Origin of the sequence: Curtobacterium sp. VKM Ac-1376 (assembly GCF_015351025.1) — a bacterium.
GTDB lineage: Bacteria > Actinomycetota > Actinomycetes > Actinomycetales > Microbacteriaceae > Curtobacterium.
On record NZ_JADKRV010000002.1, the window covers coordinates 12,753 to 37,687 of the forward strand.

Annotated in this window: 21 protein-coding genes and 1 tRNA gene; 16 read left to right on the forward strand and 6 right to left on the reverse strand. The window is 73.3% G+C overall.

Going from position 1 to position 24,935, the window contains the following annotated elements; translation table 11 throughout:
* Nucleotides 1-224 precede the first annotated feature (224 nt).
* From ITJ56_RS02980 to ITJ56_RS02990, 3 genes are all read left to right on the forward strand, one after another.
* A tRNA-Arg gene (locus ITJ56_RS02980) sits at nucleotides 225-296 on the forward strand.
* A gap of 289 nt (nucleotides 297-585) precedes the next feature.
* Nucleotides 586-4,461 (forward strand): Pls/PosA family non-ribosomal peptide synthetase, encoded by a 3,876-nt coding sequence (locus ITJ56_RS02985; protein WP_194627528.1) that lies wholly within the window; start codon nucleotides 586-588, stop codon nucleotides 4,459-4,461.
* A 14-nt stretch (nucleotides 4,462-4,475) separates the two neighbouring features.
* A complete protein-coding gene (locus tag ITJ56_RS02990; protein WP_323749707.1) occupies nucleotides 4,476-5,804 on the forward strand; it encodes a M1 family metallopeptidase in 1,329 nt (442 codons plus the stop codon).
* Nucleotides 5,805-5,822: 18 nt separating this feature from the next.
* Here ITJ56_RS02990 and ITJ56_RS02995 read toward each other — a convergent pair whose 3' ends face one another.
* Nucleotides 5,823-6,092: a helix-turn-helix domain-containing protein gene (locus ITJ56_RS02995; protein ID WP_194627532.1), complete on the reverse strand. Its 270-nt coding sequence runs from the start codon at nucleotides 6,090-6,092 to the stop codon at nucleotides 5,823-5,825.
* A gap of 32 nt (nucleotides 6,093-6,124) precedes the next feature.
* On the opposite strand from ITJ56_RS02995, the gene map reads away from it, so the two are divergent.
* Nucleotides 6,125-6,892, forward strand: coding sequence for a type I methionyl aminopeptidase (map, locus tag ITJ56_RS03000; protein ID WP_194627534.1), 768 nt, complete (start codon nucleotides 6,125-6,127; stop codon nucleotides 6,890-6,892).
* Here the strand turns inward: map and ITJ56_RS03005 are convergent.
* Nucleotides 6,876-7,454 (reverse strand): 4'-phosphopantetheinyl transferase family protein, encoded by a 579-nt coding sequence (locus ITJ56_RS03005; protein WP_194627536.1) that lies wholly within the window; start codon nucleotides 7,452-7,454, stop codon nucleotides 6,876-6,878. The genes map and ITJ56_RS03005 overlap by 17 nt on opposite strands.
* Nucleotides 7,455-7,526: 72 nt before the next feature.
* On the reverse strand, nucleotides 7,527-7,730 hold the full coding sequence (locus ITJ56_RS03010) for a hypothetical protein (RefSeq protein WP_194627539.1): 204 nt from the start codon (nucleotides 7,728-7,730) through the stop codon (nucleotides 7,527-7,529).
* A 304-nt stretch (nucleotides 7,731-8,034) separates the two neighbouring features.
* On the opposite strand from ITJ56_RS03010, the gene ITJ56_RS18675 reads away from it, so the two are divergent.
* The 5 genes from ITJ56_RS18675 (at nucleotide 8,035) to ITJ56_RS03035 (ending at nucleotide 13,469) form a co-directional block, all read left to right on the forward strand.
* Nucleotides 8,035-9,939 (forward strand): TPM domain-containing protein, encoded by a 1,905-nt coding sequence (locus ITJ56_RS18675; protein ID WP_267239017.1) that lies wholly within the window; start codon nucleotides 8,035-8,037, stop codon nucleotides 9,937-9,939.
* Nucleotides 9,940-10,017: 78 nt separating this feature from the next.
* Nucleotides 10,018-10,743 (forward strand): PspA/IM30 family protein, encoded by a 726-nt coding sequence (locus tag ITJ56_RS03020; protein ID WP_194627543.1) that lies wholly within the window; start codon nucleotides 10,018-10,020, stop codon nucleotides 10,741-10,743.
* A 44-nt stretch (nucleotides 10,744-10,787) separates the two neighbouring features.
* On the forward strand, nucleotides 10,788-11,609 hold the full coding sequence (locus tag ITJ56_RS03025) for an arginase family protein (protein WP_194627545.1): 822 nt from the start codon (nucleotides 10,788-10,790) through the stop codon (nucleotides 11,607-11,609).
* Between the two features lie 97 nt (nucleotides 11,610-11,706).
* Nucleotides 11,707-13,110 (forward strand): dihydrolipoyl dehydrogenase family protein, encoded by a 1,404-nt coding sequence (locus ITJ56_RS03030; RefSeq protein ID WP_194627547.1) that lies wholly within the window; start codon nucleotides 11,707-11,709, stop codon nucleotides 13,108-13,110.
* Between the two features lie 2 nt (nucleotides 13,111-13,112).
* Nucleotides 13,113-13,469 (forward strand): Fe-S oxidoreductase, encoded by a 357-nt coding sequence (locus ITJ56_RS03035; protein ID WP_194627549.1) that lies wholly within the window; start codon nucleotides 13,113-13,115, stop codon nucleotides 13,467-13,469.
* A 151-nt stretch (nucleotides 13,470-13,620) separates the two neighbouring features.
* Here ITJ56_RS03035 and ITJ56_RS03040 read toward each other — a convergent pair whose 3' ends face one another.
* Both ITJ56_RS03040 and ITJ56_RS18825 read right to left on the reverse strand, forming a co-directional pair.
* Nucleotides 13,621-14,439 carry an ABC transporter ATP-binding protein gene (locus ITJ56_RS03040; protein ID WP_194627551.1) on the reverse strand — a complete coding sequence of 273 codons (819 nt, stop codon included), beginning with the start codon at nucleotides 14,437-14,439 and terminating at the stop codon, nucleotides 13,621-13,623.
* Nucleotides 14,439-15,341 carry a siderophore-interacting protein gene (locus ITJ56_RS18825; RefSeq protein ID WP_323749708.1) on the reverse strand — a complete coding sequence of 301 codons (903 nt, stop codon included), beginning with the start codon at nucleotides 15,339-15,341 and terminating at the stop codon, nucleotides 14,439-14,441. Before ITJ56_RS18825 ends, ITJ56_RS03040 begins: the two co-directional genes overlap by 1 nt.
* Before the next feature lie 66 nt (nucleotides 15,342-15,407).
* Between ITJ56_RS18825 and ITJ56_RS03050 the strand changes: the two genes are divergently transcribed.
* From ITJ56_RS03050 to ITJ56_RS03080, 7 genes are all read left to right on the forward strand, one after another.
* The gene (locus tag ITJ56_RS03050; protein WP_194627553.1) at nucleotides 15,408-16,418 is read left to right on the forward strand and encodes an alpha/beta fold hydrolase; all 1,011 of its coding nucleotides are present in this window, start codon (nucleotides 15,408-15,410) and stop codon (nucleotides 16,416-16,418) included.
* Nucleotides 16,415-17,959 (forward strand): ABC transporter substrate-binding protein, encoded by a 1,545-nt coding sequence (locus ITJ56_RS03055; protein ID WP_194627555.1) that lies wholly within the window; start codon nucleotides 16,415-16,417, stop codon nucleotides 17,957-17,959. The genes ITJ56_RS03050 and ITJ56_RS03055 overlap by 4 nt, the downstream gene beginning before the upstream one ends.
* An 82-nt stretch (nucleotides 17,960-18,041) precedes the next feature.
* Nucleotides 18,042-18,995 carry an ABC transporter permease gene (locus ITJ56_RS03060; protein ID WP_194627558.1) on the forward strand — a complete coding sequence of 318 codons (954 nt, stop codon included), beginning with the start codon at nucleotides 18,042-18,044 and terminating at the stop codon, nucleotides 18,993-18,995.
* The gene (locus ITJ56_RS03065) at nucleotides 18,992-19,921 is read left to right on the forward strand and encodes an ABC transporter permease (RefSeq protein WP_228517107.1); all 930 of its coding nucleotides are present in this window, start codon (nucleotides 18,992-18,994) and stop codon (nucleotides 19,919-19,921) included. The genes ITJ56_RS03060 and ITJ56_RS03065 overlap by 4 nt, the downstream gene beginning before the upstream one ends.
* Nucleotides 19,918-20,712 carry an ABC transporter ATP-binding protein gene (locus ITJ56_RS03070; RefSeq protein WP_194627560.1) on the forward strand — a complete coding sequence of 265 codons (795 nt, stop codon included), beginning with the start codon at nucleotides 19,918-19,920 and terminating at the stop codon, nucleotides 20,710-20,712. The genes ITJ56_RS03065 and ITJ56_RS03070 overlap by 4 nt, the downstream gene beginning before the upstream one ends.
* Entirely contained in the window at nucleotides 20,709-21,494 is a 786-nt protein-coding gene (locus ITJ56_RS03075) for an ABC transporter ATP-binding protein (RefSeq protein WP_194627562.1), read from the forward strand. The genes ITJ56_RS03070 and ITJ56_RS03075 overlap by 4 nt, the downstream gene beginning before the upstream one ends.
* 114 nt (nucleotides 21,495-21,608) lie before the next feature.
* Nucleotides 21,609-23,087: an aminotransferase class I/II-fold pyridoxal phosphate-dependent enzyme gene (locus ITJ56_RS03080; RefSeq protein WP_194627564.1), complete on the forward strand. Its 1,479-nt coding sequence runs from the start codon at nucleotides 21,609-21,611 to the stop codon at nucleotides 23,085-23,087.
* Between the two features lie 16 nt (nucleotides 23,088-23,103).
* Here ITJ56_RS03080 and ITJ56_RS03085 read toward each other — a convergent pair whose 3' ends face one another.
* The gene (locus ITJ56_RS03085) at nucleotides 23,104-24,897 is read right to left on the reverse strand and encodes an N-acetylglutaminylglutamine amidotransferase (protein ID WP_194627566.1); all 1,794 of its coding nucleotides are present in this window, start codon (nucleotides 24,895-24,897) and stop codon (nucleotides 23,104-23,106) included.
* Nucleotides 24,898-24,935 lie beyond the last annotated feature (38 nt).

A 24,935-nucleotide genomic window follows, 5' to 3' on the forward strand; every position in this document is an offset into this window, starting at 1 on the left:
GCGGCGGCCCGCCGTCCGGTGCGAGGTTCCGCACGTGGTGCGCTGCTCGCAACGCAGCACGGAACACGGAACCCCGCACGGGAACGCGACGTCGGCACGGTGCGGACGGGAGGCGCGGGGCGGGCCCGCACCGCGCCTCCCGGCCGTCCGTGCCCGCGTCCACGGCGCGACACGCGCTGTCCAGGACCACCCGCCGGACCTGCTACGGTTGTTGACACCCCTTGGCCCCCATAGCTCAGGGGATAGAGCACTGCCCTCCGGAGGCAGGGGCGGAGGTTCGAATCCTCCTGGGGGCACTGTCACATTGCCGCGCAAGCAGTTGTCTTCGCTTTGCCCAGTCAGCTGCGCGCGATGTCGCCTGCGGCGACCTTCCCTCGTCGAGACTCCTCCGGGTGGGTCGCCAGCCTCGTGGGCGATCGCACTCGTCGAGTGAGCGGAAGACGACGGGTCGGCGTGAGGGCCACGGCGTGTCCTGCTCACTCGCTCGTCGCCGTCGCCCGCGCTCCCGCGTGTTTCCGAGCCGGACACCTGGGTCCCCTAGGATCACGGGCCGGTCGTCCCGCACACGACCGGGAAGAGGCTCCGATGACCACCGGCACCGCGAACGCGCAGCTCGAACTCGCCCGCAGCGGGCACGCCCCCTCCGCACGGACGCTGTTCGACGTCCTCTCGGCCACCGCGGCGGCCCATCCGGACGCCACCGCGCTCGAGGACTCCGCCGGCACCGTCGACTACGCCACCATGCTCGATCTCGTTCGCGCGCAGGCCGACGACCTCGCCCGCCGCGGTGTCCGACGGGGCGCCCGGGTCGGTGTGCGGATCCCCTCCGGCGGCCGGGACCTGTACCTGTCGATCCTCGCCGTCCTCGCCGCCGGCGCCGCCTACGTGCCCGTCGACGCGGACGACCCCGAGGAGCGTGCCACCCTGGTGTTCGGCGAGGCGGGCGTCGTCGGCGTGATCGGCGCGGGCGGCGTCCTGCGGAACCGTGACGGCGCCGAGCTCCCGGTGAGGGACCCCGCGGCGAGCGCCGAACTCCCCCGCGAGACCGACGACGCGTGGATCATCTTCACGTCCGGGTCCACCGGGGTGCCGAAGGGGGTCGCGGTGACGCACCGGTCGGCCGCGGCGTTCGTGGACGCCGAGGCGCGGATGTTCCTGCAGGCGGCGCCGATCGGTCCGGGCGACCGGGTGCTGGCGGGGCTGAGTGTGGCGTTCGACGCGTCGTGCGAGGAGATGTGGTTGGCGTGGGGGCACGGTGCCGCGCTGGTGCCGGCGCCCCGGTCGCTGGTCCGGACCGGGGCGGATCTGGGGCCGTGGCTCATCGCGCACACGATCACGGTCGTGTCGACGGTGCCGACGCTCGCGGCGCTGTGGCCCGACGATGCGCTGGAGCAGGTACGGCTGGTCATCTTCGGTGGCGAGGCGTGCCCGCCGGAACTGGCGGCGCGCATCGCGAGCCGTGACCGCGAGGTGTGGAACACGTACGGTCCGACCGAGGCGACGGTGGTGGCCTGCGGGTCCCTGCTCGACGGGAGCCAGCCGATCCGGATCGGGCTGCCGTTGGACGGCTGGGACCTGGCGGTCGTGGACGCCGCGGGCCGGCGGGTCGATCCTGGTGGGGTCGGTGAGCTGGTGATCGGCGGTGTCGGACTGGGGCGGTACCTGGACCCGGCGAAGGACGCGGAGAAGTACGCGCCGTTCCCGGAGCTCGGGTGGGACCGGGCGTACCGGAGCGGGGACCTGGTGCGGTACGAGCCCGAGGGGCTGGTGTTCCAGGGTCGTGCGGACGACCAGGTGAAGCTCGGTGGTCGCCGGATCGAACTCGGGGAGATCGACGCGGCGTTGCAGGCGCTGGACGACGTCGCCGGTGGGGCTGCCGTGGTGCAGCGGACGCCGGCGGGCAACCAGGTGCTGGTCGGGTACGTGGCCCCGGTGGCGGGGGCGACGGTGGACGTGGCGGCGGCGAACGCCCGGCTGCGTCAGGAGCTGCCGGCGGCGCTGGTGCCGCTGGTCGCGGTGGTCGAGTCGCTGCCGACGCGGACGTCGGGCAAGGTGGACCGTGCCGCGCTGCCGTGGCCGTTGCCCGGGGCGTCGGACGCGGCGATGCTGCCGGACACCGTGGCGTGGATCGCGGAACGGTGGTCGGCGATCCTCGGGGTGCCGGTGGCGAGCGTCGACGACGACTTCTTCGCGCACGGGGGTGGGTCGCTGACGGCGGCGCAGCTGGTGTCGGCGATCCGAGAGCGTTTCCCTACGACGACCGTCGCCGACGTCTACGACCACCCGCGCATCGGGGCTCTGGCCGACGCGCTGGACGAGTCCGGACCGGTGGTGGCGTCGTCGCGGGACGTGACGCCGGTCCCCCCGGCGACCGGGCTGCTGATGACGCTGCTCGGGTTGCCGGTGCAGGTGGTGCGGGGCCTGCGGGTCCTGACGTGGACGGCGCTGGTGGCTGCGGTCCTGCACGTGACGACGCTGCCGTTCCTGCCGGTGCTCCCGTGGCCGGCCCTGGTGGTCGCCCTGCTGGTCTTCGTGACGCCGATCGGCAAGATGGCGCTCACGGTGGTCCTCGCTCGGCTGCTGCTCGCCGGGGTCCGTCCGGGTGACCATCCCCGCGGGGGCGCGGTGCACCTGCGGGTCTGGCTGGCCGAGCGGATCGCCGAGGCCGTCGACGGCCCCTCGACCGCCGGTGCCCCGTGGATCAGCTACTACGCCCGGGCACTGGGGGCACGGATCGGCAAGGACGTCGACCTGCACACGCTCCCCCCGGTGACGGGCATGCTCACCATCGGCAAGCGGGCATCGATCGAGCCGGAGGTCGACCTCGCCGGCCACTGGCTGGACGGCGACGTCTTCCACCTGGGCCACGTGCGCATCGACGATGACGCCGTGGTGCGGAGCCGCACCGCGCTGCTGCCGGGAGCGCACGTCGGCGCGGGCGCCGAGATCACCGCCGGCTCGGCCGTCGGCGGCCCGGTGCCGGCGGGTGAACGGTGGGCCGGAGCGCCGGCGGCACGCGTCGGGTCGGCGCGCGGCGACCGGGAGGCCCGTCCCCCGGCCCGTCGCCGCTGGCTGCTGGCGTACGGGGCCGGGTCCCTGGCCGTGGCCGGGTTGCCGGTGGTCGGTGTCGCGGTCGGACTGCTGGTCGCGGTCGCCCTGGTCGGCCGGGCGTCGACCCTGGGCGACGCGGTGTTCGGTGCGCTGGTGACGGTCCCCCTGGCGACGGTCGTCGCCGGTGCGGTGTACGCGCTGCTGGTGGTGGTCGCGGTGCGGCTGCTCGGGATCGGCCTGCACGAGGGGCGGCACCCGGTGCGCTCCCGGATCGGCTGGCAGGTGTGGTCGACCGAGCGCGTCCTCGACGCGGCTCGCACCCTGTTGTTCCCGCTGTACGCCTCGCTCGTCACGCCGGTGTGGTTGCGGCTGCTCGGTGCCCGGGTCGGTCGGGACACCGAGATCTCCACGGTGCTGCTCATCCCGGCGCTGACGCAGATCGCGTCGGGGGCGTTCCTGGCCGACGATACGATGGTGGCGACGTACGAGCTCGGCGGTGGTCGGGTGCGGATCGGCCGGTCGAAGGTGGGGCGTCGGGCGTTCCTCGGCAACAGCGGCATGACGGGCGCCGGACGTTCGGTGCCGCGTGAGGCCCTGGTGGCAGTGCTGTCCGCGGTGCCGAAGAAGGCCAAGCGCGGGTCGTCGTGGCTCGGGTCGCCCCCGGTGCGGCTGCGGCGTGCGGCGACGGAGTTCGACGAGGCGCGCACGTTCCGTCCGTCGCGGCGGCTGAAGGTCGCCCGCGGCTGCTGGGAGCTGCTGCGCCTGGTCGCCCCGATGGTCTCCGCCGCCATCGCGCTCGGCGTGGCCGGTGCGCTCTTGGCGCTGTGGTCGGCCGTCGGGATCGGGTGGACCGTGCTGCTCGCGGGCCCGGTGCTCATCGCCGCCGGAGCCGTCGCCGCCGTGGTGTCGACGATCGCGAAGTGGGCGTTCGTCGGCCGGATCACCGCCCGCGAGCACCCGCTGTGGTCGTCCTTCGTGTGGCGCAACGAGGTGCAGGACACCTTCGTCGAGACCGTCGCCCGCCCCTGGTTCGCCGAGCAGGCCACCGGCACTCCTGCACTGGCCGTCTGGCTGCGGAGCCTCGGCGCGACGATCGGCCGTGGCACCTGGCTCGAGACGTACTGGTTGCCCGAGGCCGACCTGGTCACGATCGGGTCCGGCGCCTCGGTGGCGCGCGGCACCGTCGTGCAGACGCACCTGTTCCACGACCGGGTGATGCAGCTCGACACCGTCCGGCTCGACGCGGGCGCGACGCTGGGCCCGCACAGCGTGGTCCTGCCCGCCGCCGGCATCGGTACCGGAGCCACCGTCGGGCCGTCCTCGCTCGTGATGCGTGGTGAGCAGGTGCCGCCGGGGTCGCGGTGGTCGGGCAACCCGATCGCTCCGTGGACAGCCGTACCGGCCCCATGAGGTTGACTGTCCCCGTGCCGACCGATCCTGCCGCCGACCCGTACACCCCGCACAGCGGCGACCGACGCTGGAGCGCAGAGCACTACGACCTGCGCCTGGACTACCGCGTCGCCACGAACCGCCTGGACGCCACGGCGACGATCACCGCGCGCGCCCACGAGCCGCTCGACCGGATCGTGGTCGACCTGCACGGCCTGTCGGTGGACCGGGTCGACGTGGACGGACGCCGGGCGAAGAAGGTGTCGACGGCCACGCACAAGGTCACCGTGACCCCGGCCGACCCGATCGCCGCCGGCACCGTGTTCAGCGTGCACCTGAAGTACCGCGGCACCCCGCACCCGGTGCGGAGCCCCTGGGGGCAGCTCGGGTGGGAGGAACTGTCCGACGGCGTCATCGTCGCGGCGCAGCCGACCGGGGCGCCCTCGTGGTTCCCCTGCAACGACCGCCCGGATGACAAGGCCACCTACCGGTTCGAGATCGCCACCGAGGCCGCGTACGACGTCGTGGCGAACGGCGAGCTGCTCGCCAAGGAGCGTGACCGGGCCGGTACCCGCTGGACCTACGCCACCACCGAGCCGATGGCGACGTACCTCGCGACGGTGCAGATCGGCCGCTACCGCAGCACGAAGCTCCACTCCGGTGGCGTGCCCGTCACGCTGCACCACCCCGCCGACCTCACCGCGGCCGCGAAGACCGACTTCGGTCAGGTGCCCGAGATGCTCGCGCTGTTCGACGATCGGTTCGGCCCGTACCCGTTCGCGGCCTACGGGGTCGTGGTGACCGACGACGAGCTCGAGATCCCGCTCGAGGCCCACGGCCTGGCGGTGTTCGGACGCAACCACGTCGACGGCGAGCACGGCACCGACCGGCTCATCGCCCACGAGCTGGCGCACCAGTGGTTCGGCAACTCGGTGACCGCCGCCCGCTGGCAGGACATCTGGCTGCACGAGGGCTTCGCCTGCTACGCGGAGTGGCTGTGGTCCGAGGAGCGCGGGGACGACACCGCCGATGCCCTCGCCGAGCGACACCGACAGGGTCTGCTCGACCAACCGGAGGACCTGGTCGTCGGCGACCCCGGCGCGAAGGACATGTTCGACGACCGCGTGTACAAGCGCGGCGCACTCGCCCTGCACGCCCTCCGCCGCACCGTCGGTGACGACGCCTTCTTCACCGGGCTGCGGAGCATCACCGAGCGGCACCGGCACGGTTCGGTGACGGTGCCGGACGTGCTCGGCGCCTTCGCGGACGCCACCGGCCGTTCCGTCGCGGACGTCCGTGCGGTGACCGGCCCCTGGATCGACGAGGCATCGGTGCCGGCACTGCCCGTGCCGGACGCCGCCTAGCGTGCTCCGTCGCCTCGGTTAGCCCGCCAGCTCGCCGTCGACCGGGTCGCAGCTGACCTCGGTCCACACCGCGTCGAGGGACAGCCCGACCACCCCGGCGACCGAGGCGATCGTCGAGAACGCCGGCGTCGCGATCCGACCGGTCTCGATCTTCCGGAGCGTCTCCGGCGAGATGCCGGCGGCCAGGGCGGTGTCGACGATCGACCGCGGCCCGCGGGTACGGCGGAGGAGAGCACCGAGGCGACGGCCGCGGGCGACCTCGTCGGGACGGAGCGGGAGACGGACCATGGCCACATAGTAATACCGGTATGATCATCCGCGTGATCGAGATCCTGACCCCGGCCGAAGTCGAGAAGGCCCGTGCCACCGGTGCCCTGGTCGGCACGATCCTGCAGACCCTCCGCGAGCGCGCCCGCGTCGGCACGAACCTGCTCGAGATCGACCGGTGGGCCCGCGAGATGATCGAGGCCGCCGGCGCCGACTCCTGCTACGTCGACTACGCACCCTCGTTCGGCCGGGGCCGCTTCGGCCACCACATCTGCACCGCCGTGAACGACGCCGTGCTGCACGGGCTCCCGCACGACCGGGTGCTGGCGGACGGCGACCTGCTGACCCTCGACCTCGCGGTGTCGCTCGACGGCATCGCCGCGGACGCCGCCGTCAGCTTCGTCGTCGGCGCCCCGCGCCCCGAGGACCTCGCCCTCATCGACGCGACCGAACGCGCCCTCGCCGCCGGCATCGCCGCCGCCGGACCCGGCGCCCGGATCGGAGACCTGTCGCATGCGATCGGCACCGTGCTCGACGCCGCGGGCTACCCCGTGAACGTCGAGTTCGGCGGACACGGCATCGGGTCGACCATGCACCAGGACCCGCACGTGTCGAACACCGGACGACCGGGCCGCGGGTACACACTGCGGCCGGGGCTCATGCTCGCGCTCGAGCCGTGGGTCATGGCGGACACCGACGTCCTGGTCACAGACGCCGACGGCTGGACCCTGCGGAGCGCCACCGGGGCACGGACCGCACACACGGAGCACACCATCGCGATCACCGAGGACGGCGCGGAGGTGCTCACGCTCCCCCGCTGATCACTCCGCCCGTCCCTCCGCCCCTCGATCCGGTGACCCGCACCGCCGCGCCGCCGGCCGCGACCACGAGCACGAGGTCCGGTCCGGGTCGCAGGACGGTCAGGGGCTGGACGGCGTCCTCGAACCACGCTGTTCCTGCGGCGACCTCGACGTCGACGTCGAGGGGGTCCACCCGGAGCCCCCGGCCGTCGCGCTTCAGCACGGCCTCCTTGGCGGCCCACGTGGCGGCGAGGACGGTCGGGTCCCCGGCGGCACGACGGAGTTCTCCGGCCGTGAACGCGTCGAGGGGCGCTGCGGCGACACGGGACACCCGCTCGACGTCGACCCCGAGGGGTCCGGGGCCGACCGCGATCGCGACGACGCCCGGTGCGCGCGACAGGCTCACCCCCACGGCGGCGCCGGACACGCTCGCCCACGGACGGCCGTGGTCGGTCCCCGCGCAGTGCGGACAGACGCGCCCCGCGCGCACGGCCGACGTCTCGACACGGGTGGCCGACGCGACGGCGGCGACCAGGGCCTCCCGGTCGGCCGCGCGGTCAGGACCCGGCGTGCGCAGCGTCACCAGGACGGTCTGGAGGCGCGGCGCAGCATCCGGGGTGGCCCCCGTCGGTGCCGTGGTCGCGCGCAGGGCGGATCAGGCGTGCGTCAGCGCGATCAGCGCGACGTTCATGGTGCTGTAGAGCCCCTCGGAGCGGGTCGCCTGGCGAACCCGTCCGCGCAGGACCTCGTAGCGTCCGTCGTGCTCGTGCACGAAGCCGATCACACCCGTCGCCGGTGTCGACACCCGGTGGTAGCCGTCCTCGAGCGGGACGACCTCGGTGCTGGTGGTGCGTTCCATCGTTCTTCCCCTTCCGTTCATCCTCGAACAGTGGCGCCAGCATACCCCGGTTGGGGGACAAGGCGTCCACAGCATCGACGGTCCCCAGCGTTCCCCGGGAGTCTGTCCGAACGCCCGCGGGGCCTGGATAGACTCCGGGCGACAGCGCTCTCGTGGCGCGGTCCGGGGCGGTGCCACGGGGTACCGACCGGCGACGGACGGAGGACGGATGCGAGCGGTCCAGCACGGATCGGGCACGGACGGATCGAGCGGGCACAGGGGGACAACGCGGCTGTGGAGCCGCGCGACGGCGGCCCTGGTCGCGATGCTGATCGTCCTGGCTCCGGCAGCGACCGCCCGCGCCACGGCGCCCGTCGACCTGGGCGGCGCGTACGTCCTCGACGAGGCCGGCGTGCTCAGTTCGTCGGAACAGGCGCAGGTCGAGCAGGCCGTGCAGGACCTCTACTCCGAGACCCAGACCCAGCTCTTCGTCGTCTTCGTGCCCTCGTTCACCGACCCCGGCGACCACACCGAGTGGGGCGGGGCCGTGCTCGAGCAGAACCAGATCGACACCGACGGGATCCTGCTCTCGGTCGCCGTCGACGAGCGCAACTACGACGTGCAGCAGACGAACGAGACCGCCATCTCCGAGTCCGACGTGCAGAACGCGGTGAACGACGCCCTGCTCCCCGAGCTCAAGCAGAGCGACTGGTCCGGCGCCGCTGTCGCGTTCGCCGACGGGCTGACACAGTCGCAGGCCCCGGTGGACCTCACCTGGCTGTGGATCCTGCTGCTCGTCGTGGTCGTCGGGCTGATCGTCGTCGTCCTGGTCGTCCGCACCCGCAACAAGCGCCGCACCGCAGCGGCCACCCGGGCGCAGGAAGCCTCGCTCGCCGACCTCGAACGCACCGCCGGCGGCGCGCTCGTCACCATCGACGACGAGCTCCGTACCGCCGAGCAAGAGGTCGGGTTCGCGAGCGCGCAGTTCGGCCCCGACGCCGCCAAGCCCTTCGCCGACGCCGTGCAGGCCGCGCAGCGCGAGGTCCGCAAGGCCTTCACGATCCGCCAGCAGCTCGACGACGAGATCCCGGACTCCCCACAGCAGCGTGCCGAGTGGGCCGACCAGATCATCGCGATCTGCGAGCGAGCCCACGCCGCGATCGAGGAGCAGACCGAGGCGTTCGACCAGCTCCGCTCGCTCGAGGACGGCGTCGAGGACGCCGCCGCGTCGCTCGCCCAGGCCGTGGCCGCCGCACCGGCATCGGTCGGTGCCGCTGCGGCCGCCCTCGACCGCGTCCGCGCCCGGTACACCGGCCGGACGCTCGCGACGGTCGCCGACAACGTCGACCAGGCACATCAGGTGCTCGCCTACGCGACCGAACGCTCGAACGCCGCGACCGCGTCCATCGCCGCCGGCGAGAAGGGCGAGGCCGTCGTGGCCGTGCGGGACGCCCAGCACGCCCTCGCGCAGGTGCAGCAGCTCACCGACGGCGCCCTCGCCGCCGAGAACTCCTTCACCGAGGCGACAGCCCGCGCCGAGGCGATGCGCATCGACATCGAGGGCGACGTCGCCGCCGCCCGCACCCTGCGCGCCAGCGGCCCGGACCTCGCCGCGGCGGTGACCCGTGCTGAGGCCGTGCTGCGGCAGGGCCTCGACCCGAAGGACCCCGTCGCGGCCGTCGACGCCCTGACCCGCGCGAACACCGAGATCGACCAGGCGATCGCCGCCGCGCGCGGTGCCGAGGAGCAGCGCCGACGAGCCGCCAAGGCCATCGACGAGGCCCTGCGGGACGCCCGCACGCGGATCAGCCAGGCCCGCGACTACATCTCACTGCACCGCGGTGCCATCGGCCCCACCGCACGCACACGGTTGTCCGAGGCCGAGCGCGCCTTCGACGATGCCGTGCACTTCGCCGCCACCGATCCCGGGCAGGCGCTCAACGCGGCCCGCGCGGCCGAGCAGTACGCCGCAGCAGCGATGGACGCCGCGAACGACGACCTGGGCGGCTGGGGCGGCCAGAGCGGCGGCGGGGGCGGCGGCGCGCAGCTGGGCGGGCTCGTCACCGGCATCGTCCTCGGCGGACTGCTCGGGGGTCGCGGCGGCAGCTTCGGCGGGGGCTCCTTCGGGGGCGGCGGCTTCGGCGGAGGCGGCGGCTTCTCCGGCGGTGGCGGCTTCGGCGGGGGCGGGGGCGGGGGCGGCGGCGGCTTCTCCGGCGGCGGCCGCTTCTGACAGATCGCCCTTCCCTCCCCAGAGCAGACACGACCCGACCAACTCCCCTCCACAGGACTTCCACGAAAGGGAACAGCAATGGCAAAGCAGACCATCTTCGGGCGCATCTCGACCCTCCTGCGCGCGAACATCAACCAGCTCATCGACGACGCCGAGGACCCGCAGAAGATGCTGGACCAGCTCGTGCGTGACTACACGAACAACATCGCCGACGCGAAGACCGCGATCGCCCAGACCATCGGCCACGTGCGCCTGCTCGAGCAGGACCACGAAGAGGACAAGAAGGCCGCGGTCGAGTGGGGCCAGAAGGCCGCGAACGCCTCCGCCGCCGCCGACAAGTACCGTGCCGAGGGCAAGGCGTCCGAGGCGGACAAGTTCGACAACCTGGCGAAGATCGCGATCGGCAGGCAGATCGCCGCCGAGCAGGAGGTCAAGGACGCCGAGCCGAACCTGGCATCGCAGAACGAATCCGTCGAGAAGCTCAAGGCCGGACTCGCCGGCATGGAGCAGAAGCTCGAGCAGCTCCGCGCCAAGCGCGACAACCTCGTCGCCCGCTCGAAGACCGCCGAGGCGCAGTCCCGTGTCAACGACGCGCTCGGCAACATCGACGTGCTCGACCCGACGAGCGACCTCGGCCGCTTCGAGGAGAAGGTCCGTCGGGAAGAGGCGAAGGTCCTCGGCCAGCAGGAGCTGCAGTCGTCGAGCCTCGATGCCCAGTTCGAGAGCCTCGAGGACGTCGGCAAGGACGCCGAGGTCGAGGCACGGCTCGCCGCCCTCAAGTCGGGCGGATCGTCGAGCATCTGACGACGACCCTGACGACGCCGGACCCCAGCTGACAGACTGAGACGATGCAGTTCCTCGTGGTCGGTCAGTGGCAGGGTTCGGCGTCGTCGCGCGCGATGCGTCTCGGGGACGGAGCGTCGGCCATCGCCGCGGACCTCCCCCGGGCGTCGACCACCGTGATCGAGGTGCCCGCGGGCGCGGGTGATCGGATCGAGACCGCCGTCGCGCGCTACACCTCGGTGCTGGCCGTCGCCGAACGGGTCGCCGAGGAGACCGCCGTCGCGACCGAACCCGTGCTCGTCGTCGGCGGGGACGGGGCGAGCGTCCTCGGCGCGACCTCCGGCGTCGGGCCGGACACCGCTTTCGTGCGCATCTCCGGCTCCAGCGGCTACCGCGCCCTGAACCGTGCGCAGCCCGTCGCCGCCGAGACCGCCGCGCTGCGGATCCTCGTCGACCGGCCCGCGGAGCTCTTCCCCGCGCTGCGGGTACTGCCCGCGTCCTCCGTCGTCGTCGCCGGCGTGCGGGGGGTCGAGGACGCCGAACGCGCCGCGCTCGACCGTGCCGGCGTGACGCACCTCGACGTCGACGCCGCCACACCGGACGCCCTCGCCGCAGCGGTGGACGCCACCGGGGCGACCTCGGTCTTCGTCCACGTGGACCTCGACGTCCTCGACCCGTCCGAGGTGGACGGCCTGCTCGAGCCCGTGCCGTTCGGCCTCGACGGCGCCGGGCTCGTCGAGCGCATCCAGGCCGCGGCACGCGGCCGGCGCCTTGCGGGCGCGGCGCTCACCGGCTTCGCGCCCGTCGACCCGGACCGGGCAGTGGACGACCTCGGCGTGATCCTGCGCGTCGTCGGGGCGTTGACCAGCGCCTCCCGGCTCGTCTGAGCGCGCACTCGGCGCCACCGACGGACGCCCTACCGGTCCCGGCGGACCCCCTACCGGTCCCGGCGGACCCCCTGCCGGTCCGCGTACGCTCAGCAGCATGACGGACTACGACCTCATCGTGATCGGAGCCGGCGCAGTCGGCGAGAACGTGGCGGACTCCGCCAGGAAGCGCGGCCTGTCGGTCGCGATCGTGGAGGCCGAGCTCGTCGGTGGTGAGTGCTCGTACTGGGCGTGCATGCCCTCGAAGGCACTCCTCCGCAGCGGACACGCGCTCGCCGCTGCCGAGCGGCTCGACGGCGCGAAGCAGGCCGTCACCGGCTCGCTCGACGCCGCGCACGTGCTCGCCCGACGCAACTCCTTCACCTCGAACTGGAAGGACGACAGCCAGGTGTCCTGGCTCGAGTCCGCCGGCATCGACCTCATCCGCGGCCACGCCCGCCTCACCGGGCCGAAGACGATCGAGGTCGACGGCGAGACGCACACCGCCCGCGCTGCCGTCGCGATCGTCACCGGGTCCCTGCACGCGCTGCCCCCGGTCCCGGGACTCGCCGAGGCGCAGCCGTGGGGCACCCGCGAGGGCACGAGCGCGCAGCAGGTCCCCGAGAGCCTGCTCGTCATCGGCGGCGGCGTGTCCGGCTCCGAGCTCGCGACCGCGTGGGCGTCCCTCGGCGCGAAGGTCACCCTCGTCGCGCGGCACGGCCTGCTCGGCGGCATGGAGCCCTTCGCCGGTGAACTCGTCGCCGACTCCCTGCGCGTGCTCGGCGTCGACGTCCGCACCGGCGTGAACCCGGTCCGGGTCGACCGCGACGAGCACGGCCTGGTCACGACGGAACTCGACGACGGCACGACCGTGATCACGAGCGAGGTGCTCGCCGCCACCGGTCGTGCCCCGCACACCCGTGACCTCGGGCTCGAGACCGTCGGGCTGACCCCCGGCGAGTGGCTCGACGTCGACGACACCATGCTCGTGCACGGCACCGACTGGCTGTACGCCGTGGGCGACGTGAACCACCGCGTGCTCCTCACCCACCAGGGCAAGTACCAGGCGCGTGCCGCGGGCGAGGCGATCGCCGCCCGTCACCAGGGCACGCCGCTGCACACCGAGCCGTGGGGCGCGCACGTCGCGACCGCCGACCACGCCGCCTCACCCCAGGTGACGTTCACCGACCCCGAGGTGGCGAGCGTCGGCCTGACCGAGGCGAAGGCCCGCGAGCAGGGGCTGAACGTCCGCGCGGTCGAGTACGACCTCGGTGCCGTCGCCGGGTCGTCCCTGCAGGCTGACGGCTACACGGGCCGGGCGAAGATGGTCGTCGACGAGGACCGCGGGGTCGTCGTGGGCGTCACGTTCGTCGGCCAGGACGTCGCCGAGATGCTGCACGGAGCCACGGTCGCCGTCGTGGGCGAGGTGCCGATCGGCCGCCTCTGGCACGCGGTGCCGGCGTACCCGACGATGAACGAGGTCTGGCTGCGCCTGCTCGAGACGTACGGCCGACCGGCCTGAGCGTGCGCAACCCGCTGGTCGACTCCCCCGTGTCCCGCGCGGGGTGGGCGTTCGCGACGGCCGTGGGGCTGGCCGTGGGCGTCCCCCTGTCGACGGGAGCCGTCCGGGTGGTCGACGGACTCGTGGTCTGCACGGGGCTGCCGCGCTGGGTCTTCCGGCGCGGCGGCACCTGCGTCGGCTCGGTCTACCTCACCCGCGACAACGACGGCCCCCGGGTGCTCCGGCACGAGCGGGTGCACGTCGAGCAGTGGCGGCGGTACGGCATGCTCATGCCGCTGCTGTACGCCCTGGCCGGGCAGGACCCGCTGCGCAACCGCTTCGAGGTCGAGGCCGGTCTGGAGGACGGCGGCTACCGCTGACGCGTGCCCGCCTGACGGGCGCGGAGCTCGTGTCGCGGGTGGTCGAGGTCGCTCGACACGCCGCGTACGCGTCGCCGAGGTCGCACGAAGCGCCGTCCGGACGTCAGTCGGGCGGCAGTTCGTGCGACCTCGGCGCGCGCGGCCGGGCGCGTCAGGCGGCGCGGCGGCGCGGGACGACGAGGGGCGTGCCCGTCTCGGGGTCGGGGACGACCACGCACGGCAGGCCGAAGACGTCCTCGACGAGGTCCGCGGTGAGCACCGACGCCGAGGCCCCTGATGCCACGATCGACCCGCTGCGCATCGCGATGACGTGGGTGGCGTACCGCGCAGCCTGGTTCAGGTCGTGCAGCACCGCCACGACCGTGCGACCGGCGGCGTGCAGCGCGGAGGCCAGCTCGAGCACGTCGTACTGGTGCGCGATGTCGAGGAACGTCGTCGGCTCGTCGAGCAGCACGATGTCGGTCTGCTGCGCCAGCACCATCGCGATCCAGACCCGCTGCCGCTGCCCGCCGGACAGCTCGTCGACGCTCCGATCGGCGAGCGACACCGTGTCGGTCTGCTCCAGCGCGGCCTGCACGGCCTGCCGGTCGGACCCGGACGACGGGTGCAGCAGGTCCTGGTGCGGGAACCGGCCCCGGGACACGAGATCACGCACGGTGATGCCGTCCGGGGCGATCGGGGTCTGCGGGAGCATGCCGACCCGCCGGGCGACGGCCTTCGGGCGGTACGAGTCGATCGGCGCCCCGTCGAGGAACACGGTGCCGGCACGCGGCTTCAGCGTCCGCGCGAAGGACTTCAGCAGCGTCGACTTGCCACAGGCGTTCGGCCCGACGATGACCGTCAACTCACCGTCGGGGATGTCGACGTCGAGCGTGTCCACCACGACCCGGTCGTCGTACGCCAGGGTCAACCCGCGGGCCCCCAGCGCCGTGGTCGGGACCGGACCGAACGCGGAGCCCGCGGTCGGCATCAGTGCTCGGCCTTGCCGTGCCGCCAGTAGCCCATGAACGCGACCTGCGCGCGGTCGATGCCGACGCCGCGGACCAGGTGGCGGCGGAGTTCCTTGACGCAGCCGGCCTCGCCCGCGATCCACGCGTAGACGGGGCGCTCGTCGATCGGTGCCGGCACGTCCCACAGCACCTGCTCGTCGACGTCGACGTCCGTGAACTCGGCGGCGGACCCGCACGTCGCCGCCGACCCCGGTGCGACACTGGAGGCCCAGGCGTGCACCTGGTCGGTCATCCGGACGCCGTAGGTGGCGCCGTTCCGGGCGATCCAGCGGACCTCGACCCCGGCGGGCGCGGTGACGGGCAGGCGGTCGGCGTCGGTCGGCACCTCGATGAAGACGTGACCGACGGTGGAGACGTCGAGCGCCTCGAGGATGGCGCAGATGGCCGGGGCGGCGGTCTCGTCGCCGGCGAGCAGGATGCGGTTCGCGTGGCCCGGGGCGAACTCGGCAGCACCGGTCGGCAGGTCCTCGGGCGACTCCGGCACGCGCGGCCCGACGACGCGGATCTCGTCACCGACGCGGCAGGACGACACCCACCGCGACGCGGGACCGGCGTCGCCGTGGGCGACGAAGTCGATGTCGAGCTCACGGGCGTCCGGCCGGAACGAGCGGACCGTGTAGGTGCGCAGCGGGTTCCGGGTCTCGTCGGGCAGGGCACGCCAGGCGGCGTACCAGTCCTCGTCCTCCGGCAGTTCGGAGAAGCCGATGCCGGGCAGGGGCAGCACGATCTTGATCCGCTGGTCGAGCCCGACCGAGGAGAAGTCGGCGAGGGCGTCGCCCGTCAGCGTCACCCGGACGAAGTGCGGGGTGAGCGACGTGACGGCGGCCACGCGGACGGAGAAGACGCGATACCGGGTTGCCACGGGATCGAGTATGGCATGCCTTACCTAACGTCTCCAGGCCCCCGGAACGGTGCGAGGATCGTCCCCGTGCCCGAAGCCCCCGACGACGAATTCGCCGACCTGCCCGCCCTCGCCCGCGCGAGCGGCGTGACGGAGCCGCTCCGCGCCTCCAGGCAGGTGGTCCGCACCGCTGGCGGACAGGAGATCTCCGCGATCCGGTGGGGCGAGGACGGCCAGGAGGCCCGGATCACCTACCTGCACGGGCTCGGCATCGACGCCCACAGCTTCGACACCACGGCGCTCGCAGTCGGTGAGCCGGCGGTCGCCCTCGACCTGCCCGGACACGGCCGGTCGTCGTGGCGGGACGACGCGGACTACGCGGCGGCCGCGACGGCGCCGAGCGTGCTCGCCGCCCTCGATGCACTCGACGTGCCGCCCGGGATCGTCGTCGGGCACTCGCTCGGCGCGATCCTGTCCGCCCGCCTGGCCGCGACCGCGCCGGAGCGGGTCACCGGCCTCGTGCTCGTCGACATGTCGCCGGACTTCGCGCAGCGTGCGGTGGACCGGATCGCCCGTGCACTCGAGGCCGAGGAGCCGTTCGAGTCGCTCGAGCAGGTGGTCGACCGGGCGATCGAGGCCCGGGTCGGTGACGACCGCCAGGTGCTGCTGCGCGAGGCCCGGCACACCACCGCCCTCGGTGCCGACGGTCGGCTCGTGCGCCGACACCACTTCCCGCACCTGCCCGCCGGTCGGATGTCCTCGGTGGGGCGCTTCGCCGACGCGTGGCCGGACCTCGAGGCCCTGCGCGTGCCGATCCTGCTCGTCCGCGGGGACCGCGGGTACGTGTCGCCGAAGCTGCACGCCGGGTTCGCCGAACGTCTGCCCGCCGCCGAGATCGTCACCGTCGCCGCACGGCACGCGGTGCAGAACCAGGCTCCCCTCGAACTGGCGTCGGCGATCCGGGCATGGGCGGAGCGGCACGGATTGTTGCACCCGATCGAAGAACCGTCGTCGGACGGCGCCGGCCGCCGGTACCCTCGTGCGAGCGCGAGGCCCGACGACCGCCCTCGCGCCCGGAAGGAACCCACACCCCCATGAGTCCGCTCCTGACCCGTCGCACCGCGCGCACCACGCGCTTCGGGCGCGCTGCCCTCGCCGCCACCGCGGTCGCCGTCGTGTCCGCCCTCGCGCTGACCGGCTGCTCCGGCTCGTCCGACACCACCGGGGGCGATGACGCCACGGTGCGCGTCGGGCTGGTGCTGGAACCGACGAGCCTCGACATCCGGACCCAGTCCGGGGCCGCGCTCGACCAGGTGCTCATCGACAACGTGTACCAGGGGCTCGTCGGACGCACTCCGGAGGGCGAGATCCGCGACGTGCTGGCGTCGTCGCACGAAGTGTCCGACGACGGCTTGACCTACACGTTCACGTTGCGCGACGGCACGACGTTCCAGGACGGCGAGCCGGTCACCGCGGCCGACGTCGTCTGGTCGCTCGAGCAGGTCAAGTCGAACGAGACCTACGTCGACTCCTCCAAGCTCGCGGGCGTCACCTCGATCACGTCCCCGTCGACGGGTGTGGTCGAGCTCACGCTCGCGAAGCCCGACTCCGACCTGCTCTGGAACCTGACCGGCCGCTCGGGCCTGGTGCTCGAGAAGGCCGCGAAGAACGACCTGTCCGACAGCGCGAACGGCACCGGCCCATTCGAGGTCACGAGCTGGAAGCAGGGCGACTCGCTCACCTTCGACCGCAACGACGACTACTGGGGCACGAAGGCGAAGGTGGCGACGATCGTCTTCCGCTACATCACGGATCCGTCAACCGCGGTGAACGCGATGGCGAACGGTGACCTCGACGTCCTGAACCCGGTCGACGGCACGCTGAAGAGCCAGCTCGAGGGCAGCTCCGACATCGCGCTGCACAGCGGCAAGACGACGGACAAGTACACGTTGGCGTTCAACGACCGCAAGGAACCGTTCACCGACAAGCGGGTCCGCCAGGCGATCCGGCAGGCCATCGACCCGACGGCACTCATCACGGCGATCGGCGGCACGGGCGTCGAGCAGGGCGGGCCGATCCCCGAGCTCGACCCCGGCTACGAGGACCTGACCGACGTCGACGCGTACGACCCTGCGAACGCGAAGAAGCTCCTCGCCGCCGCCGGGCAGCAGGACCTGCAGCTCACCCTCACCTACGCGAACGTGTACCCCACCACCATCGGTGACGTGCTCAAGTCGCAGCTCGCCGACGTGGGCATCACGCTGACGGTCAAGCGGGTGGACTTCGCCACCTGGCTGTCGACGGTGTTCCAGGCGCCGAAGTCGGGCGAGCGCGACTTCGACCTGTCGATGGTCGACCACGTCGAGGCCCGTGACTTCGGCAACTGGGCGAACCCGGACTACTACTTCGGCTACGACAACGCCGACGTGCAGGCGCTCTACGCGGAGTCGATCGCGGCGACCGACGAGGCCACCAAGACCGAGGCCCTGCGGAAGGCAGCCCGGATCGTCAGTGAGGACGCGGCCGGCGAGTGGCTGTACACGGCGACCGAGATCACCGCGGTGCGCTCGGGTGTGACGGGCTTCCCGGTCGACGGCGGCAACTCGCGCCTCGACCTGGCGGAGCTCGCCGTCGAGTGAGGCGGAGTCGCACCGCCCTCCGGGGCGCGGCTCGGACCGGCCGCGTTCCCGGGGCGCGCTCCCTCCCCGTAGCATCGGTGTCGTGACCCGGTTCCTCATCGGGCGGGTGCTCCTGCTCGTCGTCGGCCTGCTCGTGGCGAGCGTCATCATCTTCGCCACGCTCCGCGTGCTGCCCGGTGACGTCGCCCAGGTCGTCGCCGGCACGCAGTCGACCCCCGCGCAGGTCGAGCAGCTCCGCGAGCAGCTCGGGCTCGACCGCCCCGTCGTCGTGCAGTACCTCGACTGGATCGGCGGGGTCTTCCGCGGCGACCTCGGGCGTTCCCTCGTCACCAACGGCGCCGTCGCGCCGGAGATCGCGCAGAAGCTCGCGATCACGCTGCCGCTCGCCGCCATGTCGCTCGCGACCGCACTGGTGATCGGGGTCCCGCTCGGGGTCGTCGCCGCGGTGCTCCGTCGTCGACCCGGCGGTGCCGTGATCGGGTTCGCGGCACAGGCCGTCGCCGCGGTCCCCGTGGTGTGGGCCGGCATGCTCCTCGTCGCCCTGTTCGCGGTGACGCTGCACTGGCTGCCGACGCAGGGCTTCCCGCTCGACGGCTGGTCGGAGCCGGGCCGGGCGTTCGCGTCGCTCGTCCTCCCGGCACTGACCATCGGCGCGGTCGAGGGTGCCGTCATCCTCCGGTTCACCCGCTCCGCGACCCTGTCCGTGCTCGACGCCGACCACGTCCGGACCGCCGCGGCCATCGGCCTCACCCGCACACAGGCGCTGCTCCGGCACGGGCTGCCGTCGGTGGCCCTCACCGTGCTCGCCGTGCTGGGGGTGCAGATCGCCGGGCTCCTCGTCGGGGCCGTCGTCGTCGAGCAGCTGTTCTCGCTGCCCGGGGTCGGTCGGATGCTCGTCGCCGACGTCGGCCGCCGCGACATCACGAAGGTGCAGTCGGAGCTGCTCGTGCTCACCGGCCTCGTGCTGCTCGTCGGGTTCGCCGTCGACGTCGTGCACCGCGCCCTCGACCCCCGCCAGCGGGAGGTGCAGGGATGATCCGCCGCCTGGTGTCCCGGCCGACCGGGGTCTTCGCCGTCGTCGTGCTCGGCCTGCTGGTCGTGCTCGCCGCTGTGTCGCTCGTGTGGACGCCGCAGAACCCGTTCCGCGCCGACCCGTTCCACCAGTGGGAGGGTCCGAGCGCCGCGCACTGGTTCGGCACCGACGCCGCCGGCCGCGACATCGCGAGCTACCTGCTCGCCGGCACCCGCACCACCGTGCTCGTCGCGGTCGGCTCCGGCGTGATCGCGAGCATCGTCGGCATCGTCCTCACCGCCATCGGCTCCCTCACCGCCCGCTGGGTGCGCGAGGGCACGGCGGTCCTGCTCGACATCCTGGTGGCGTTCCCGACCCTGCTCACCGCGATGCTCCTCACCGCGGTCTTCGGCGGCTCCCTGGGCGTGGTGATCGTCAGCGTCGGGCTGTCCTTCGGCGTGACGATCGCGCGCGTCGCCCGCGGTGAGATCCGGCGGATCGCCCGGAGCGACTACGTCACCGCGGCCCGGGCCTCCGGCGTCGGTGGTGCCGGCGTGCTCGTCCGCCACCTGGTGCCGAACGCGGCGCCGCTGTTCACCGTGCAGCTGTCCCTGGCGATGGCCACCGCGGTCCTCGCCGAGGCGGGCCTGTCGTACCTGGGGTACGGCGCGGGGTCGGACACCGCGTCGTGGGGCACACTGCTCGCCGACCTGCAGACCTACATCGGCGTGCACCCGTGGAGCGCGACCTGGCCGGGTGCCGCGATCGCCCTCGTCGTCGCGGCGCTGTCGCTGCTGGGCGACGCCGTCCGCGACGCGGCCGACCCGCGCCTGACGACGAACGACCGTGCGTCGGACCGCCCCGCGACGGGCGGTACCGGGCGTCCCGACCGCATCGACCGTATCAACCGCACCGACCCGCCAACGACCACCCCGGGGGTGACCGCATGAGCGGGCGTCCGACCGCAGCCTCCGGGCTCGAGGTGCGCGGTCTGTCGGTCCGCATCGCGGGGCGGACGATCCTCGACGACGTCACCTTCACCGTGCCTCCCGGCCAGCGCGTGGGCGTGATCGGAGCGAGCGGATCCGGCAAGTCCATGACCTCGCTCGCCCTGATGGGGCTGGAGCCGGCCGGCGCCGTCGTGACCGGCAGCGTGCGTCTGGACGGCACGGAGCTCGTCGGCCTGCCGGACCGCGAGCGCGCGCGACACCGCGGTGCGGGCATCGCGATGGTGTTCCAGGAGCCTGGTACCGCGCTCGACCCGCTGCGCCGCGTCGGCGCGCAGATCGCGGAGCCGCTCCGGCTGCACCGCAGACTCGACCGGCGTGCGGCCCGCGCGGCAGCCGCAGAACTGGCGGCGTCCGTCGGCCTGCCCGACCCGGAGTCGCTGCTGCGGCAGTACCCGCACCAGCTGTCCGGCGGGCAGCGCCAGCGGATCTGCATCGCGATGGCGATGGCCGGGCAGCCGTCGTACCTGGTGGCGGACGAGCCGACCACCGCGCTCGACGTCACCACCGAGGCCCGCATCCTCGACCTGTTCGAGGGGCTGCCGGCCGGCATGGTCTTCGTGACGCACGACCTCGCCGTGCTCGCGCGCATCGCCGACACCGCGGTCGTGCTCGACGCCGGGCGGGTCGTCGAGCACGGCACCGTCGCGGGACTCCTCGCCGCGCCGCAGCACCCCACCACCGTCGCCCTCGTCGAGGCCGCCCGCGCCACCGCCAGGAGGACCGCCCCGTGACGACCCCCGTTCTCGAAGCCTCCGGACTGCACCGCACCTACCGGCTCCCCCGCCGCGGCCCCTTCGAACCCGGCCCGGTCCGCACCGCCGTCGACGGCGTCGACCTGACGATCGCCCCCGGCGCGCGGCTCGGGATCGTCGGCGAGTCGGGTTCCGGCAAGTCCACCCTCGTACGGCTGCTCGCCGGCCTGGAGGCCCCGTCCGCCGGCGCCGTCGACGCCTCCGGTCGTCCGGTGGTCGCGACCAGGTCCGCACGTGCGTTGCGCTGGTTCCGTCGCGAGACCGGGGTGGTGTTCCAGGACCCGTACGCGTCGCTCGACCCCAGGATGCGCGTCGGGTCGATCGTCGCCGAGCCGCTGCGAGCGCTCCGGGTCCCCGGCTCGCACGACGACCTGGTGCGAGCCGTGCTGGAGCGCGTCGACCTGCCCGCCGACGCGGTCGACCGGTACCCGCACGAGTTCTCGGGAGGGCAACGGCAGCGCATCGCGATCGCCCGGGCCGTCGTGCACGCGCCGCGGATCCTGTTCGGGGACGAGCCGATGAGCGCCCTCGACGTGGTGGTCCGCGCCCGCGTGATCGAGCTCTTCCGATCGCTCGCCGACGACCTCGGGCTGACGCTCGTGCTGGTGTCGCACGACATCGGCGTGGTCCAGCGGCTGTGCGACACGGTGGCGGTGATGTCCGCCGGGAGGATCGTCGAGCACGGGCCGGTGTCGCTCCTCGATGCGCCGCAGCACCCGGTGACCCGGGCGTTGGTCGAGGCGGCACCGACGCTGCCGTAGGGGCGCTGCGGGGCGTGCGCCGAGCGAGCCCTGTGCCGACGTGGAACGACACCGACTTCGTCGCACCGTGCTCCGCTGAGCCGGCGGTGAACACGGGTCGGGTACACGGGAACGATGAGCGACGACCTCGACCAGACCGACGCACCGTTCCTCGATGCGCTCCGGGACTACCACGCCCGCGACCGCTACGGCTTCTCGCCGCCGGGGCACCGGCAGGGCCGCGGGGTCGACGCCGACACCCTCGCCGTGCTCGGGAAGGACCCGTTCCGCGCCGACGTCCTCGCGAGCGGCGGGCTCGACGACCGGAAGTCCTCGAACGGGTACCTGGCCACCGCCGAAGCGCTGATGGCCGAGGCGGTCGGCGCGGACACGGTGTTCTTCTCGACGTGCGGCAGCTCCCTGTCGGTGAAGGCGGCGATGCTCGCCGTGGCCGGTGTCGACGGTGGGATCCTGGTCAGCCGCGATGCCCACAAGTCCGTCACCGCAGGGCTGGTGTTCTCCGGACTGCAGCCGTACTGGGTCGAGCCGAGACTCGACCGCGACCAGGGGATCTCGCACCCGCCGTCGCCGTCCGACTACGCGGCGGTGTGGGACGAGCACCCGGATGCCGCGGCCGCGCTGGTCGTCAGCCCGACGCCGTACGGCACCTGCGCGGACATCGCCGGCATCGCCGCGGTGTGCCACGAGCGCGGCAAGCCCCTCATCGTCGACGAGGCCTGGGGCGCGCACCTGCCGTTCTCGGACCGGCTGCCGTCGTGGGCGATGGACGCCGGCGCCGACGTCTGCGTGACGAGCGTGCACAAGATGGGCCTCGGGTTCGAACAGGGGTCCGTCCTGCACCTCCGCGGCGACCTCGTCGACCACGACCACCTCTGGGCCTGTGCCGACATGCTCATGACGACGAGCCCGAACGTGCTCGTCTACGCGGGCATGGACGGCTGGCGTCGGCACATGATGCGGGACGGCGCCGAGCTGATCGCCTCGACGATCGGCCTCGCTGACCGGACGCGGGAGCGCATCGAGGCGATCGACGGCATCCACGTGCTGCACGACGAGCTGCTGGGCGCGGAGGCGTCCCACCAGCTCGACCCGATGCGGATGCTCCTGGACGTGGAACCGCTCGGCATCACCGGCTACCAGGCCCACGACTGGATCCGCGAGCACCACCGGCTCGACCTCGGCCTGTCCGACCACCGACACCTCGGCGTCGACGTCTCGCTGGCGGACGACGAGTTCACGACCGACCGCCTCGTGCACGCACTGCGGTCACTCGCAGCGGCGGCACCGCAGTTCCGACAGACGCCTCCCGTCCGGATCCCGGACGCGTCCGGCCTGCTGCTCGAGTCCGTGATGACACCCCGTGCAGCGTTCTTCGGCGAGGTCGAGCTCGTCCCCGCCGAGCAGGCCGCGGGACGGATCGCCGCCGAGCAGGCCACGCCCTACCCGCCCGGGGTCCCGGCCTTCGTGCCCGGCGAGCGTCTCACCGCCGAGGTCATCGACTACCTGCGCAGCGGGCTCGAGGCCGGGATGGTCATGCCGGACCCCACGGACGGCAGCCTCGGCCTGATCCGGGTGGTGCGCGAGACGTGCTGACCCGCCCGGGCCGGGGTCACCGGATCCCCTGACGCTGCAGCCAGAGCTCCAGGACCGCGAGCAACCAGAGCGTGGTCCCACCGACGCGGGTGCGGTACCGCCGCGGGTCCTGCAGCAGGGCCGCGGCAGCCTCGGGCCGGACCAGGCCACGTGCCCGTGCCTCCGGTCCGAGCAGGGCGTCTCGTGCGACCGCCAGCACCTCGCCGTCCAGGTTCCGGACCGCCGGCACGGGGAAGTACCCCTTCGGGCGGTCCACGACACCGGGCGGCAACAGCCGCCGGCCGATCGCCTTCAGCACCCCCTTGCCCCCGTCGGCGGCCTTCAGCTCCGGTGGGCAGGCCGCGGCGAGGGCGACGAGGTCCTGGTCGAGGAACGGGACCCGTGCCTCCAGGCCGGACGCCATCGTCATGCTGTCCACGCGCTTCACGGGGTCGTCGACCATCAGCACGTGCGTGTCGAACCGGAGCACGGCGTCGAGCGCTGTCTCGGCACCCGCCGCTCCCAACCGGTCCTGCAGGAGCACGTGGCTGACGTCCGTCGCAGGCAGGATGCCCGGCTCGAGCAGGGCGTGCGCGGTCGCGCTCGGATCGACGAAGGCCCGGGTGAACGCGGCGAGCGCCCCGGTTCGGGTCGCGGCGACGGCGGGCCGGTGGTACTCGTACCCGGCGAAGACCTCGTCGGCGCCCTGTCCGGACTGCACGACCTTCCGCGACTCGGACACCCGTTGCGCGAGCAGGTGGAACGCTGCGACGTCCTGGGTCGCCATCGGCTCGGTCATCGCGTCCACCGAGTCGAGGAGCGCACCGGGCAGGGTCGAGGCGGGGATGTGGATGCGGGTGTGCTCGGTGGCGAAGCGGTCGGCCACGGCATCGGAGTACGCGAACTCGTCACCGGACTCGCCGCCGGCAGCGTCGAACCCGATGCTGTAGGTGCTCGTGGTTCCGCCGCCCTCCTCGGCGAGCAGTGCGACCAGGAGGCTCGAGTCCAGTCCGCCGGACAGCAGGACGCCGACGGGGACGTCCGCGACGAGCCGTCGGCGGACGGCCACCCGGAGCGCCTCCTCGATGCCGTCCTCCCAGTCGCGGGCGGTCCAGTCGGCGTGCTCGGCGTCGCGCTCGTACCCGGGCGACCAGTAGGTCCGGTCCGTCGTGCGTGTCCCTCCGGTGGTGCCGTCCCGGTCGATCGTCCGGACGGTCGCGGCCGGGAGCTTCTGCACGCCGCGGAGCAGGGTGCGTGGGGCGGGGACGATCGAGTGCCAGCTGAGGTAGTGGTGCAGGGCGATCGGATCGAGCGCGGTGTCGACGCCGCCCGCCGCGAGGAGAGCCGGCAGGGTCGAGGCGATCCGGACGCCGCCGTCGACCTCGGCGAGGTACAGCGGTTTGATCCCGAGCCGGTCCCGGGCGACGACCACGCGGTCGCGCGCCCGGTCGACGAGCACGACGGCGAACATCCCCACCAGATGGTCGACGAACGCGTCGCCCCACTTCGCGTAGGCGGCGAGCAGCACCTCGCTGTCGCCGGTGGTGCGGAAGGGGTAGTCCGCTGCGAGGTCACGGCGGAGCTCCTCGTGGTTGTAGATGCACCCGTTGAACACCATGGTGACGTCCTGCACGGCCGAGGTCATCGGCTGCGCGGCACGGTCGGACAGGTCGATGACGCTGAGACGCCGGTGTCCGAGGACGGCCCACCCGCCGTCCCACACCCGGCCGCCGTCCGGACCGCGGTCCTCCATGCACGCCGCCATCCGTCGGACGGCGTCGACGTCAGCCCGTCCCCCGTCGAACCGCACGTCCGCGGCCAGTCCACACATCCGGTGCCTCCCGTTCACCGTCGACCGAACTCGGGGCG

What these genes read in the sequence shown, in the direction of transcription:
- ITJ56_RS03020 (WP_194627543.1), top strand. Translation starts at nt 10,018, where the DNA reads ATGGCAAAGCAGACCATCTTCGGGCGCATCTCGACCCTCCTGCGCGCG.
- ITJ56_RS03040 (WP_194627551.1), bottom strand. Translation starts at nt 14,439, where the DNA reads ATGCCGACCGCGGGCTCCGCGTTCGGTCCGGTCCCGACCACGGCGCTG.
- ITJ56_RS03070 (WP_194627560.1), top strand. Translation starts at nt 19,918, where the DNA reads ATGAGCGGGCGTCCGACCGCAGCCTCCGGGCTCGAGGTGCGCGGTCTG.
- ITJ56_RS03055 (WP_194627555.1), top strand. Translation starts at nt 16,415, where the DNA reads ATGAGTCCGCTCCTGACCCGTCGCACCGCGCGCACCACGCGCTTCGGG.
- ITJ56_RS03065 (WP_228517107.1), top strand. Translation starts at nt 18,992, where the DNA reads ATGATCCGCCGCCTGGTGTCCCGGCCGACCGGGGTCTTCGCCGTCGTC.
- ITJ56_RS02985 (WP_194627528.1), top strand. Translation starts at nt 586, where the DNA reads ATGACCACCGGCACCGCGAACGCGCAGCTCGAACTCGCCCGCAGCGGG.
- ITJ56_RS03030 (WP_194627547.1), top strand. Translation starts at nt 11,707, where the DNA reads ATGACGGACTACGACCTCATCGTGATCGGAGCCGGCGCAGTCGGCGAG.
- ITJ56_RS18675 (WP_267239017.1), top strand. Translation starts at nt 8,035, where the DNA reads ATGCTGATCGTCCTGGCTCCGGCAGCGACCGCCCGCGCCACGGCGCCC.
- ITJ56_RS03085 (WP_194627566.1), bottom strand. Translation starts at nt 24,897, where the DNA reads ATGTGTGGACTGGCCGCGGACGTGCGGTTCGACGGGGGACGGGCTGAC.
- ITJ56_RS03010 (WP_194627539.1), bottom strand. Translation starts at nt 7,730, where the DNA reads ATGGAACGCACCACCAGCACCGAGGTCGTCCCGCTCGAGGACGGCTAC.
- ITJ56_RS02995 (WP_194627532.1), bottom strand. Translation starts at nt 6,092, where the DNA reads ATGGTCCGTCTCCCGCTCCGTCCCGACGAGGTCGCCCGCGGCCGTCGC.
- ITJ56_RS03025 (WP_194627545.1), top strand. Translation starts at nt 10,788, where the DNA reads ATGCAGTTCCTCGTGGTCGGTCAGTGGCAGGGTTCGGCGTCGTCGCGC.
- ITJ56_RS03080 (WP_194627564.1), top strand. Translation starts at nt 21,609, where the DNA reads ATGAGCGACGACCTCGACCAGACCGACGCACCGTTCCTCGATGCGCTC.